This is a genomic window from Streptomyces katrae (assembly GCF_000966975.1).
In the GTDB taxonomy this organism is placed as follows: Bacteria; Actinomycetota; Actinomycetes; order Streptomycetales; family Streptomycetaceae; genus Streptomyces; species Streptomyces katrae.
In genome coordinates this window covers 1-12,497 of sequence record NZ_JZWV01000262.1, presented here as the reverse complement: position 1 = coordinate 12,497, position 12,497 = coordinate 1, and the positions used below count along the sequence as shown (strand labels likewise).

Sequence of the window (12,497 nt, the reverse complement as noted above, 5' to 3'; positions counted from 1 at the left end):
CCTGGTCCGTGTACGCCGCGCTGTCGCGGAAGGTGGCGAGCCCGGCCTGGGTGACCAGCCCGGTGCACAGGCCGTCTTCCTCGCAGACCAGCAGATGACCCACGCGGGCACTGGCCATGACGGCCAGGGCCACCTCGACCGTCATGTCATCACACACCTGTGGACGGGCCGCCTCCATCGCGTCGTCCACCGTCCGGTGTTCGGGGTTGGCGTTCGCCGAGTGGGGCTGCATCTGGACCAGCGTCAAAAGGTGCCTCCTGCAGAGATGGGTCAGTTTCCTGATCACGTGCTTCTCAGACCGCCGCGTCGAAGGCGGACTGCCGCACGTCCACGCGCCGGACCGTCGCGGCGGGCCGTCGCCTGCCACGGGAGGCCGCGACGCGCGCGGCGCGTTCGAGGACCGGTGCGGTGATGACCACGGGGACGCCGGAGGGTGCCTGCGAACCGGTGATGCGGTTCAGGGCCTCTTCGCCAGAGCGGACCTGGGTGGTCTGCGGGGTGATGCCGGCGGCCCGCATGAGGCGGGTCATGCCGCCGCGCTGGTTGGGGGTGACCAGGGTGACGACGCTGCCGGACTCGCCGGCGCGCGCGGTGCGGCCGCCGCGGTGGAGGTAGTCCTTGGGGTCGGTGGGCGGGTCGACGTTGACGACGAGGTCGAGGTTGTCGACGTGGATGCCGCGCGCCGCCACGTTCGTCGCGACCAGCACGGTCACGTGTCCGGTCTTGAACTGGGCGAGGGTGCGGGTGCGCTGGGACTGCGACTTCCCACCGTGCAGGGCGGCGGCCCGTACACCGCTGTTGAGCAGGTCCTCGGTCAGCCGGTCGACGGCGTGCTTGGTGTCCAGGAACATCATCACCCGGCCCTCGCGCGCCGCGATCTCCGTCGTCGTCCGCTGCTTGTCGGCACTGTGGACGTGCAGCACGTGGTGCTCCATCGTCGTCACCGCACCGGCCGAGGGGTCCACCGAGTGGACGACCGGGTCGGTGAGGTAGCGGCGGACCAGCAGGTCGACGTTGCGGTCCAAGGTGGCGGAGAACAGCATCCGCTGCCCCTCGGGACGCACTTGGTCCAGGAGGGCGGTCACCTGCGGCATGAAGCCCATGTCGGCCATCTGGTCGGCCTCGTCGAGGACGGTGACCGCGACCTGGTTCAGCCGGCATTCACCACGGTCGATGAGGTCCATCAACCGGCCGGGCGTGGCCACGACGACCTCCGTGCCTGCGCGCAGCGCTCCGGCCTGCCTGCCGATCGACATGCCTCCGACGACGGTGGTCAGGCGCAGCTTGACGGCGCGGGCGTACGGCGTGAGGGCGTCGGTCACCTGCTGGGCCAGCTCGCGGGTGGGGACGAGGACGAGGGCCAATGGCTGGCGGGGTTCGGCGCGTTCCCCGGCGGTGCGGGCCAGCAGGGCGAGGCCGAAGGCGAGTGTCTTGCCGGAGCCGGTGCGTCCGCGGCCGAGCACGTCGCGGCCCGCAAGGGTGTTGGGCAGGGTCGCACCCTGGATCGGGAAGGGAACGGTCAGGCCCTGTGCGGTGAGGGCGGCTGACAGCTCGCCCGGCATGGCGAGGTCGGCGAAGGCCTCGGCGGCGGGCAGCGCGGGAGTGATGGTCTTCGGCAGGGCGAACTCGCCCTGTACCGCGGCGGGCCGGCGGCCGTAGCCGCCCGAGCGGCTCGGGGCCGACGCGCCGAAACGGCTGCCCTGCTCCGAACCGGCGGCGGTCCGGAATACGGGACCGCCAGTGCGGTTACGGGTGAGAGAGGAACGGCCGTTCGTACGTGTGCGGTTCATGGAGAACCTTCCTCGATGCGGCTCATATCAAGGAATTCCCGCAGCGGAAACGCAACACCGGGAATCACAAGAACGGACCGAATGGAATGCGAAAGCGACTCTGGCCTCACTGGCCTACCGAGATTCGGTACGGGCGCCTGCGCTGAGATGGGGTGGCGTCATTCTGACGCGAAATCAAGAAAACTTGAGAGGGTGAAGCGCCGAGCGGACTGTCACCCTGAATGCTTCGTCCCGCAAGCGACCTCACCGCGGGAGATGTGTGCAGCTGGGGCCCTCACAGATGCCATGCCATATCTCCTTTTGGGGCAGTACACCAGCGCCCGCACCGCACGGACGCCGTGTCGCCGCCATGATGCCCCGCCGGAAAATGACCGGAAATATGAAGCGCTCAAGTGCGGCCAAGCCCACTGGGGCACTTGAATTTTTGGGTACCAAAACTGCAACCGAGATCGACAGTAGCACGCCGCGACTGTTCGTGTGCATGAGATATCGCCCTCGTCTGCGGCTCGAAAAAACTCTCCCGCCGGAGTCGGGCAAACTCTCTGACGGCGGGAACAGATTCCCCCGGGTGCGGCGTTTCGGGAGCGTCGCGGTGGGCAGCGCGCCGGCAACGGCAGTATGACCGTCTCGGTCCGCATCGACTCCTGCCCTTGACCACCCTGACGGTCAGGCCGGGCCGGTCCCGTGGCTGGGTGGCGACGTCTGCGTTGTGGGCGTGCGGCGGTTCAGGCGCAGGCGGAGGTCGCGGGGGTGGACGGGGGTTGCGCGCTGGGTGCGAACGGGGCAGTGGGTGAGGGGGTGGAGGTGCCAGTTCTGGACGATGGTGGCCAGGGTGGTGGTGGCTTCGGTGAGGGCGAACTGGTCGCCGATGCATTTGCGGGGGCCGCCGCCGAAGGGGATGTAGTGGTCGCGGGAGGTGGCTTTGGCTCGTTCGGGCAGCCAGCGGTCGGGGTCGAAGCGTTCGGGGTCGGGGTGGACGGCGGGGTTGTGGTGGAGGAGGTAGGGGCTGTAGGCGAGGGTGGTGCCGGCCGGGATGGGTGTGCCCGCCAGGGTGGTGTCCGTGGTGGCGGTGCGGGTGTAGATCCATCCGGCCGGGTAGAGGCGGAGCGTTTCGGTGATCACTCGGCCGGTCAGGGGCAGGCGGGGGAAGTCGTCGTAGGTGACGGGCCGGCCGGCGAGGGCGGTGTCGATTTCGGTGCGGAGGTCTCGCAGGGTGTCCGGGTGCCGGGTCAGCAGGTCCAGGGCCCAGGACAGGGTGGAGGCGACGGTTTCCGCGCCGGCGATGAAGAAGGTGATGAACTGGTCGGTGATCTCCTCGTCGGTCAGGGCTGTGGCGGGGTGGTGGGGGTCGCGGGTGAGGAGTCGGGACAGCAGGTCGTCCTGGTCGCCGGGGTGGGCGCGGCGGTCGGTGATGACGGCGGCGAGGGTGGTGCGCAGCCGGGTGAGGGCCTGTTCGTAGCGGCGGGTGGCCGGTAAGGGCAGGCGGCTGAGGGCGCCGGGCATGATCAGGCGGCCGAAGAAGCCGGCGACGATGGCGTCGACGTCGTGGGGCATGTGCTGCAGGGTCTGGGGCGGGAGTTCGTCGGAGAACATGGTGGCGGTCAGGTTGCGGACGGCGAGGGCCATCATTTCCTCGGGTACGTCGATGGTCTGGCCCTCGTGCCATCCGCTGGAGGCGGTGTCGGCCTGGGCGGTCATGGCGGTGGTGTGGTCGGGGAGGCGGGCCGTGCGGAAGGCCGGCTGGCACATGCGGCGCTGGGTGCGGTGCAGAGTGTGGGGGCAGGTGACCAGTCCCTGTCCGCCGACTTCGGCGGCCCGCTCGTAGAAGAAGCCGCCCTTGTCGAAGGTGTGGTCGTCGCGCAGGACCTGGCGGATGGCGGCGGGGTCGCACGCCATGACCACGGAGAGGGGGCCCAGTCGGATGCGGACCAGGTCCCCGTGGCCGGGCAGGGAACGCATGAAGGCCAGCGGGTCCCGCATCAGGGGGATGAGGTGCCCCAGGAGGGGGAGGGCTCCGGGTGCGGTGGGGATGGTGGGCTGCCCCATCGTTCTTCCTTTCGGTGCGGCCTGCGGGCTGAGAGGTGCGTGTTCACGGGGTGGGGGTGCGGGGGGTGGCGATCATGGGGAGGTGGTCGGGGTGGACGTCGGCCCGTGCGACTTCCCTGACCGGGCGGCCGGGCAGGGGGGTCACGTGCCAGTGGCGGCAGATGGTGGCCAGGGCGATGGTGATCTCCATGAGGGCGAGGGAGTCGCCGATGCATTTGTGGACGCCGGAGCCGAAGGGGATGTAGGCGCCCTTGGGCAGGGCGTGGGCGGTTTCGGGGAGCCAGCGGTCGGGGTCGAAGCGGTACGGGTGGGGGAACCAGCGCGGGTCGTGGTGCAGGGCGTAGGCGGAGTAGACGACCTCGGTGCCGACGGGCAGGGTGTGTTCGCCGAGGGTGACGGGGCCGGTGGTGCGGCGCATGGCCAGCCACATCGCGTAGCGGCGCAGGGTCTCGGTGATGACGCGGCCGGTGTAGGTGAGGGCGGTGATGTTGGCCGGGGTGGCGGGGGCGCCGTCGAGGGGGCGGCCGTCGTCGTCGCGTTGGGCCGTGAGGATGTCGAGGAGACCGGTCTGGTCGGCTCCGGGGCGGCGGGAGGCGGTGATGGCTTCCTCGACGGCGGCGCGGGTGGTGTCGATGGCGCGCTGGAAGGCGCGGTGGGCGGGCAGGGGCAGGCGTGCGCACCATTCGGGCAGGACGGCCCGGGTCATCAGGCCCTTGGAGAGGGTGGGCAGGTGCTGGTGGAAGACGCCCGTCAGCTCCTTCGAGGGGCGGTCCCCGAGCAGGCTTCGGACCAGGGAGGCCAGGGCGATCTCGGTGGCCATCCGGTCGACGTGGACGATCTGGCCGGGCTTCCAGTGGGCGGTGGCCTCTTCCGTGGCCTGGCGGATGCCCTCGGCGAAGCCGGTGATGTGCTCGCGGCGGAAGTGGGGCTGCAGGGCGCGACGGTCTTTGAGGTGGGTGGTGCCGGAGGTGACGACCAGGCCCTGCTCGCCGCCGATCCGGCCGGCTTTCTCGAACAGACGGCCGCGCACGAAGTGGCGGGCCTGGGTGACCAGGACCTGGTGGACCAGGTCGGGATGGGTGATGGCCTCGACGGGCAGGGGTCCCAGCCGGACGGGGACGACGTCGCCGTAGGAGGCCAGCTCGGACACGAAGCGCAGGGGTGAGCGCATCAGGGGCCAGGCGTGCCCGATGAACGGCAGGGCCGGCGGACCGGGGCGCCGGGGCCGGACTGCGGACACGGACGCGGACGCGGCGGGGTGCGGGGTGGTGGATGTGCCGAGGGTCTTGCGGCTGGACGTCATGGTCGAGGCTTCCTCGAGGAAGGGGGCCGGAGTGGGGTGCGGGTCAGGCCAGTAGGCGGCGGGCGATGGCGATGCCTTCGTCCGCGGCCGTGGACATCCCCGCGAGCTGCTGGATGCTGCCGTCCGGGCGGCGCAGCAGCACCCTGGCCGCGGAGGGCTTGCGGGTGCGGGGAATGAGGTGGCCGCCCTGGCGCACCAGGAGGTGCTTGACGATGCTGACGGTCGGCACGGCCAGGGGGTCGTTGAAGTCGGCCAGGATGATGGCCTTCTGGCCGTCGCGCCGGAAGCGGCGGAACAGGTCGACGGCGACCACCGGGGCGGTCAGCAAGTGGCTGGGCGGGACACGGCCGTGGTAGCAGTCCACGTGCTGGCTGTGGCCGCGCCCGGTGGGGTCGAGGTGGTTGAGGGCGCGGTTGCAGGCGGGCATGAACACCCGGCACAGCCTCAGGTCCAGTTCGAGGGTGTAGGAGGGGCGGCGCACGTCCTGGACCGGTGCGCCGTCCGCGTCGTGGCGTTCCAGCATCCGTACGAGGGCCAGGTTGGGCCGGCGGGGGTCGAAGACCTGGAAGACCGCCCACATCGAGATGCCGGGCCTGTGGTGGGCCGGCCCGATCCTCGCCTCGAGACTGAACACCTCCGAGGCGGTGTCGCCGGTCCACGCCGCGTACCCGCCGCGGGGCACCCGGTAGTGCTCGACGCGGGCGTCGAGGGCGGACAGCTCCTTGGCCGCGGCGGCAAGCGCGGTCTCCACTTGGTGCGCGGTCCGGGACGGCCACAGCTCGGTCACGGGCATGACGCGATCACCACCTCACGGGTGAGAAGAGGGACAACGGGAAGCGCGGCTGGGTCACTTTGCGCGGCCGGTGCGCAAGTGGTGGCGGTCGCCGGTTCTGGAGGTGGGGGCGGTATCGGTCATGGGCTGGCCGATCGCGTATCGGATGGTGTGGTTGCTCCAGTGGTTGACGCCGCCGGTGAACTTCCGCAGTCCGTCGGCGTAGCGGTGGACGTGTTCGCGGTGGGCGGCGGGAAGGTCGCTGGTGTCGATGAGGTCGCTGGCGGCTTCGAGGTCGTCCGCTGCTGCGGCGGCCATGTCGGCTATCTCGTACAGGGTGTCCTGCACCGGCAGTTGGAGCTCGTGGGAGAGCAGACGCACGAAGGTGCCCCCGGTGCGTCCCGCGAGGTACTCCTTGGTGAAGGAGCCGGCGTCGTTGTAGAGGAGGGCGTAGTCGGAGCAGGCGTTTTCGAGCTGGACGACCAGCGGGTGGCCGTATACGTGGGTGGGGAGCTCGACGCCGGATATCCAGGCGATGAGCGCGAAGTAGACGGGCATCGCCGCCGAGCGCCGTCGGTTGGCGATGTAGCCGGGGATGGTGGTGTAGCCGCAGGTGTGGTCGTCGCGGGCGTGGACCTCGGTGCGGGAGGACGCCCCGTAGGCGCGCATCGCGGTCAGGAACCGGCCCGCGTGGCCCTCGTGCAGGCCTTGGCCGCGCATGCGGGCGAAGAAGTCGTCGAACGGCGCGAGTTCGACGGTTCCCAGCGACTCCAGCACGGAGCACGCTTCCAGACTGGTTTCGAGGGTGGTTCTGCGGTCCATGACGTCGTCCAGCCAGACGGCCCAGTGGTGGAAGTCGATCAGCGTGCGCAGCCGGGCCGGCTGTGCGTCCGGGTAGACCCAGGAGACGAAGCCCCCCACGTCCTCCGTCAGGAGCCGTTCGTACTCGTCCCGCTCCAGGGGGACCGTCTCGCGCAGCCACCGGGCGCCGGCCTCGAGGGCAGCGGTGTGGAAGTAGTTGCGCTGCACGGGGAACGGGCGCGGTCGTGCGGCCAGGTCGTGGCGCGGGGTCACCACCTCGCTGAGAAGGGTTCCGTCCCACAGCCGTATCCCCGCGGTACGGGTGCGGTAGGTGTCCGGTGCGGGTACCGCGTCTTGGCGGGGGTACCGGGTGCGGGGCGGGGAGTGGGGGGCGGATGAGGTCATGAGGGCTGTCTCCCTGGCGGTCGGGGTGGCACGGGGGCGCGCGGCACAGTGGCGCGGGCCGGGTCAGGTGGTGCGGGAGGCCAGGGCAGCGGCGAGGTCGGTCAGAGCACGCCGTACGGCTCCCGGCAGGGGCGCGCCTTCCAGGGCTCGTACCGCCGCGCGGCAGCGTTCTCGGACCGTCCGCCGGACCGCGTCGTGCGCACCGGTGGCGGTCAGGACCTCCCGTAGGCGGCAGGCGTCTTCCTCGTCGAGGCCCGCGTCGCCCAGGTGCCGGTCGAGTGCGGCCCGCTGGTAGGCGAGCGCGGCCAGGAGCCCAGCCGGTCGTCGCTGAGCTGGAACGCCTCCCCTGCCGCCCAGCCGTACTCGGCCAGTGCGGCGGTCAGGGCCGGACCCGCACCGGCGAGTTCGGCGCCCAGCAGGAGGGGGTGGACGAAGGTGTATCCGGCCGTCTTGCAGCGGATGACCTTCCAGGGGACGGCCGTGTCCGGGCCGGGACGGCCCGTGGAGAGGAGGTCGAGGTACTGGCCGTACATCACCTGCGTGCGCATCGCGTCCGTACGCCGCAGGGCCATGGTGAGCTGGGGGTGGGTGAGCCCGGCCGTGTGCAGGAGCTCGGCCGAGCAGGCCAACGCCACGTCCCCCGCCAGCAGCGCGGCCGCGCCGCCGAGCTGGTCGGCCGCGGCGCGGGTGCGGCCTGCCTGATGGCGGGCTGTCAGGACGTGCTGCATGGTGGGCCGGGCACGACGGGTGGCGGAGCGGTCCATCAGATCGTCGTGGATCAGAGCGAAAGCGTGGAACAGCTCGACAGCCGACGGGGCGGACACCCCGGGCAGGCCCGTCATGTGCCACCTCCAGCGCTCGCAGGGCACCGGACCCACGGCGGTTCCCGGCGCCCGAACCCTGCCCGGACGGCGCGAAAGGAGAACAGACGGCGCACTCCTGGTGGATGCGCTCCGGGCACACACGGCGCACGCGACGGCTCACTGCGCATGCCCCAGGCGCCCAACACGCTCCCCCCGATGGAGCATGCGCCCCCGTGCGCCGTGCGGCAGGGTAACGGCGTGCGACGGGTCCGAAGCACGGCACGAGCGGATGCACCGGGAGGGCCGCCGATCTTTGGAGGTGAGCAGGTCCCTGCTGCGTCACGACGACCGGCCCGGCTGACCGCGCAGATCAGTGGACCGTACTGGGGCCGTTGCTGCCGGTGGCGGTGCTGGGCAGGCGGCCGGCTGGCCGACGGAGGCTGATCGACGGGATCCGGTGGCGGGTGCGGACGGGTGCTCCCTGAACCCGCACCGAATCCGACGACCATGGTCTTGGCCGGCCCCGGGGCGGCTTCACGACGAAGATCCACCTGGCTTGCGAGCAAGGGCAGCGTCCACTGTCTGTGCTGGTCACCGCGGGGCAGAGGGGTGACGGCCCGCAGTTCACCGCTGTCCTGGAAGGCATACGCGTTCCTCGCATCGGCCCCGGCCGTCCTCGTGTCCGTCCGCTGGGGGTGCGGGGCGACAAGGCCTACTCCTCCCAGGCCAACCGGGCCTACCTGCGCAAACGCGGGATCCGGTGCACGACCCGGAGCCTGCCGACCAGGCGCGCAATCGCAAGCGACGCGGGAAGGCCGGCGGGCGGCCCCCGGCCTTCGACCGCGAGGACGACAAGGCCCGTCATGCGGTGGAGTGCGGACTCAACCGGCTCAAGCGCAACCGAGCGGTGGCCATGCGGTTCGACAAGCTCGCGGTCCGCTTCGAGGCCACCGTGCTGGTCGCGTCGGTCGGCGAATGGTTGTGACCTGCCGGCGTTGTCACTCTCCCGTGCCATGCTGACCGCGACCAGGTTGAGCAGGGCGAGGGGAGAGGCCGTCGATGGGTGCTCGTTACTACGGCGCCGACAGCGAGAGCGGCGACCGCGTCGACGACCCGTCCGAGGACGCGCTGTTCATGCTTATCAGCGATCTCAACGACTCCGACAACACCTTCGTCGTCATCCAGCCCGACGAGGACGACCCCGACTGGTTCGCCTCGGTGGCCGTCCTGGACGAGGGCGGCTACGAGGTCGTCCAGCGCGACGCCACCCGCAACGAGCACGAGGTCACTACGGCGACCAGCATCAACGACATCGCCCGCGACCTCACCATCTGGATGGCTGCCCGCACCTTCCCCGGACGGCCGACCAGCCACGGCCTAGTTGATACAGCTGACAGATGGTCATCTGCACGCTAGGCCGTTGGCATGCGACACGCGGATGGGCCCGGGCTGAAGGCGCGACGCGCCGATCTCCATCAGGGCCTGCTCGAACTGGCCTGCGGTCCCATGTGCCTGCGCCGCTTGGCTACGCTGAACCACCCCAGCCGGCTTGTTGTCACCGGTCGTGGAGCAGGCGGCGGGCCGCCGGAGCGGCCCCCGCACAACCAGCAAGTCAGCGGATGGCTGCCCCCGGGTCTTCCAGTTCGTACGGGGACACCCACCAGCCGTTGCGACAGATGCGGCCCTCGGGGTCGTGGTCGCCCTCGGCGTACTCACCGCTGCCGGTCTTTTCGCCGTTGGGGCCCGTGAAGTAGCTGGTGTAGTAGTAGCGGCAACCGGCGGCGGCAGGCCACGCAACGGGCGCGGCCTGCGCCGTAGGGACGATGGTGAGTGCTGCCGCGGCCGTACCGGCGGCGACGGCGACAAGACGCGTGAACGTCTTCATGGTGGGGATCTCCTTCCTCAGCGGGGCGGGTGGTTCGCGCGCCCTCGCGCCGCCAAGGCTGCTGTCATCCGCCCTTCCGCGCGCAGCCCACTCGCAGGGCTTCACCCAGCCTGGGCGGGGAAACCGATTCTCCGCTCCGCCAAACGGTGCAACGGTCTGGCCTGGTCAAGGTCCGGCGTCCTCGGGACGCGAGGTCATTCTCGGCTGCCGAAGGTGGGGAAACCGTGAACGAGGCAGACCGCCGTCCGTTCCACAGCCGGTTACCCTCGGGTCATGCGGATCTCCGTTTCCTCGGACATGGACGAGCCCGTGGCTCGCGCACTCCTCGGGCAGCTGCGCGACCGCGGACACGACGTGGTGCCGTACGGGGCACTGAGACCTGGCGACGATCCGCAGTGGGCGGCCTGCTCGGAGGCGGCAGCCCGCGAGGTCGCCGCCGGGAACGCCGACCAGGCCGTCGTGTGCTGCTGGACCGGTACGGGCGCCTCGATCGCCGCGAACAAGGTTCCCGGCGTACGCGCGGCCCTGTGCACGGACGCCTACACGGCGGACGGCGCGCGCCGCTGGAATGACGCCAACGTGCTCGCGCTCAGCCTGCGCCTGACCTCGGAACCGCTACTCAAGGAGATCCTCGACGCCTGGTTCGCCGCCGGTGCGAGCACGGACGCCGAAGACCGGGAGAACGTAGCGCGCGTGAATCGGCTCGACGGCACCCGAACCACACCCTGAAATCAGGGTAGTGACGGTGACGGCGGCGAGTGCGTCGCAACCCGCGGCGAGACGATCAGGGTCGCCCCCGAGACGGGGCCGGCCGCCGTGTGGCCCTCGGCCGGCATCGCGCAGGTGTCCCGCACGGCCGCCACCACCGCCTCGAAGACGGCCGGCCCGCACCATCCCGCACAGCCGCTGGGCGCCCCACCCAGGCCGTCACGTTACGCCCCCAGGCCCGACGGGCGGCCACTTCACCGTGATCAGTCCTGCCCGGGCACAGGCAGCCAGGCGCATGCCGGGTCAGCGGTCGAGTCTCAGCGCGCGGCCTGCCGGATGCGCGTGCAGGGCCTCGGACAGCGGCGTCGAGCCCCGGGTGGTCTTCGCCAGCAGGTTCCATACGGGGCGGATGCGGGTGACCGCCATGTACGACAGGCCGGTGTGCCGCTGAAGGAAGTCGAAGACGCGCCGTCCCACGGTCATCTCCGCGCCGAGGCCCGTCGTGACGGCGTTCGCGTAGTCCAGTGCCTGGCGGTGGACGTCCGCCGTGTCGCGGGCCTGCGCGATGCGCGCCGCCCGCTCTCCCGCGAGGCGGCCCGAGCGCAAGGCGAAGGAGATGCCTTCGCGGGTCCACGGTTCGAGCAGGCCGGCCGCGTCACCGCACACCAGGACCCGGCTGCGGAACAGCGGGGAGTCGTCGCTGCGGCAACGCGTCAGGTGGCCGGAGGAGATGCTGGGCTCGTAGTCCGCGAGGCCGAGCCGGACCACGAAGTCCTCGAAGTACTGTTTCGTGGCCGCGCCTTCGCCGCGCCTGGAGATGACGCCGACGGTGAGCGTGTCGCCTTTGGGGAACACCCAGCCGTAGCTGCCCGGCAGGGGACCCCAGTCGATGAGCACCCGGCCCGCCCAGTGGGCAGCGACCTTCGCCGGCACGGGAATTTCCGCCTCGAGGCCCAGGTCCACCTGGTCCAGTGTCACTCCGACGTGCGCTCCCACGCGGCCCGCGCTGCCGTCGGCGCCCACGATCGCGCGCGCCAGGACGGTCTCGCCGCCCTGGAGGACGAGCTGGGCCGTGCCCTCGTCCGGCTGGTGCTGTTCCACACGCGCGACGGCGGCTCCGGTGCGTACCTCGGCGCCGGCCTGCCGGGCGTGCTCCACCAGTTGCTGGTCGAACTCCGACCGGTTGACGAGCCCGAACAGCGTCTTACGGGAGCGGCGCGTGCGGGGAAACCTGCCGTTCCGTGTGAACGTGACCGCGTGCACCCGGTCTCGCAGTCTCAGCTCGAAGCCCGGCGGCAGCGCGTCTCGCGAGAGGCCGATGATGCCGCCGCCGCACGTCTTGTACCGCGGCAGTCGTGCTTTCTCCAGGATCAGTACGTGGCGTCCCGCGGCGGCGGCCGCGTGGGCCGCGGAGGCTCCGGCGGGGCCGGCTCCGACCACGACGACGTCCCAGACCTGCTGCGGATCGTCCGCTGACTTCTCGGTGCTCACGTCGGTCTTCCCCTCGCAATTCCGTCGTGGTGGTGGGGGATTCTGTCGCGCGTGCCCGCGTGGCTTTCCGCATGCGCTGCGAGATTACAGCGGGCCGTATGACTCGTTCCGCAGGACGAGCGGCGCGGCGCCGGGGAGGACCTCGTACGCGAGACGCCGCTCGCCCTGCTCGCGCTGCCCGGCGCCCGTCGCGGAACCGCCGGGCCAGGTGCCAGAAGCGCCGGTGCGTGTCCCAGTCGAACCCTTGGTACGGCTCGTCGAGGACCAGGAGCGTGGGCCGGTTCATCAGGGCGAGCACCAGGTTCAGCTTCTGGCGGGTGCCACCCGAGAGCGTTCCCACCTGCTGCTCCATCGCGTCGGGGCAGCCCAGCGCGCCCAGCAGGTCCTGGGCGTGTCCGGTGTCGGGCAGCCCGTGGGCGGTCCGGAACAGTTCGAGGTGCTGCGAGACGCTGAGCAAGGGGTTGACCACGGTCTCCTGCGGGCAGTAGCCGAT

Annotated in this window: 12 protein-coding genes and 2 pseudogenes; 4 read left to right on the top strand and 10 right to left on the bottom strand. The window is 71.1% G+C overall.

Translation table 11 applies throughout. The annotated features are described in order from the left end of the window. The 7 genes from VR44_RS11335 to VR44_RS11305 all read right to left on the bottom strand — a co-directional run. Window positions 1-247: CBS domain-containing protein (locus VR44_RS11335; protein WP_045947309.1), on the bottom strand; the 247-nt coding region annotated here is incomplete at its 3' end. A 46-nt stretch (window positions 248-293) separates the two neighbouring features. After that, window positions 294-1,790: a DEAD/DEAH box helicase gene (locus VR44_RS11330; protein WP_045947308.1), complete on the bottom strand. Its 1,497-nt coding sequence runs from the start codon at window positions 1,788-1,790 to the stop codon at window positions 294-296. A gap of 666 nt (window positions 1,791-2,456) precedes the next feature. Beyond that, window positions 2,457-3,836 (bottom strand): cytochrome P450, encoded by a 1,380-nt coding sequence (locus VR44_RS11325; RefSeq protein WP_045947307.1) that lies wholly within the window; start codon window positions 3,834-3,836, stop codon window positions 2,457-2,459. Window positions 3,837-3,879: 43 nt separating this feature from the next. Then, the gene (locus tag VR44_RS48385) at window positions 3,880-5,139 is read right to left on the bottom strand and encodes a cytochrome P450 (RefSeq protein ID WP_045947306.1); all 1,260 of its coding nucleotides are present in this window, start codon (window positions 5,137-5,139) and stop codon (window positions 3,880-3,882) included. A 43-nt stretch (window positions 5,140-5,182) separates the two neighbouring features. Continuing rightward, entirely contained in the window at window positions 5,183-5,932 is a 750-nt protein-coding gene (locus VR44_RS11315) for a hypothetical protein (protein WP_045947305.1), read from the bottom strand. 54 nt (window positions 5,933-5,986) lie between these two features. Further along, window positions 5,987-7,117 carry a terpene synthase family protein gene (locus tag VR44_RS11310; RefSeq protein WP_045947304.1) on the bottom strand — a complete coding sequence of 377 codons (1,131 nt, stop codon included), beginning with the start codon at window positions 7,115-7,117 and terminating at the stop codon, window positions 5,987-5,989. A gap of 212 nt (window positions 7,118-7,329) precedes the next feature. Continuing rightward, window positions 7,330-7,959, bottom strand: coding sequence for a polyprenyl synthetase family protein (locus VR44_RS11305; RefSeq protein WP_052713553.1), 630 nt, complete (start codon window positions 7,957-7,959; stop codon window positions 7,330-7,332). 545 nt (window positions 7,960-8,504) lie between these two features. Here VR44_RS11305 and VR44_RS49100 point away from each other — a divergent pair. The 3 genes and pseudogenes from VR44_RS49100 to VR44_RS11295 form a co-directional block, all read left to right on the top strand. Beyond that, window positions 8,505-8,621: pseudogene (locus VR44_RS49100) on the top strand (IS5 family transposase); the annotation flags it as partial. Between the two features lie 59 nt (window positions 8,622-8,680). Next, window positions 8,681-8,905 (top strand): hypothetical protein, encoded by a 225-nt coding sequence (locus VR44_RS49095; RefSeq protein WP_425424494.1) that lies wholly within the window; start codon window positions 8,681-8,683, stop codon window positions 8,903-8,905. 74 nt (window positions 8,906-8,979) lie between these two features. Then, window positions 8,980-9,336 (top strand): hypothetical protein, encoded by a 357-nt coding sequence (locus VR44_RS11295; protein WP_045947303.1) that lies wholly within the window; start codon window positions 8,980-8,982, stop codon window positions 9,334-9,336. A gap of 196 nt (window positions 9,337-9,532) precedes the next feature. Here VR44_RS11295 and VR44_RS11290 read toward each other — a convergent pair whose 3' ends face one another. Continuing rightward, on the bottom strand, window positions 9,533-9,805 hold the full coding sequence (locus tag VR44_RS11290; protein WP_045947302.1) for a hypothetical protein: 273 nt from the start codon (window positions 9,803-9,805) through the stop codon (window positions 9,533-9,535). 273 nt (window positions 9,806-10,078) lie between these two features. On the opposite strand from VR44_RS11290, the gene VR44_RS11285 reads away from it, so the two are divergent. Then, entirely contained in the window at window positions 10,079-10,534 is a 456-nt protein-coding gene (locus VR44_RS11285; RefSeq protein WP_045947301.1) for an RpiB/LacA/LacB family sugar-phosphate isomerase, read from the top strand. 282 nt (window positions 10,535-10,816) lie between these two features. On the opposite strand, the gene VR44_RS11280 is transcribed toward VR44_RS11285, so the two are convergent. Further along, window positions 10,817-12,004, bottom strand: coding sequence for a geranylgeranyl reductase family protein (locus VR44_RS11280; RefSeq protein ID WP_045947300.1), 1,188 nt, complete (start codon window positions 12,002-12,004; stop codon window positions 10,817-10,819). Window positions 12,005-12,311: 307 nt separating this feature from the next. Next, window positions 12,312-12,473, bottom strand: a pseudogene (locus VR44_RS48800) (ABC transporter ATP-binding protein); the annotation flags it as partial. Window positions 12,474-12,497: the final 24 nt, after the last annotated feature.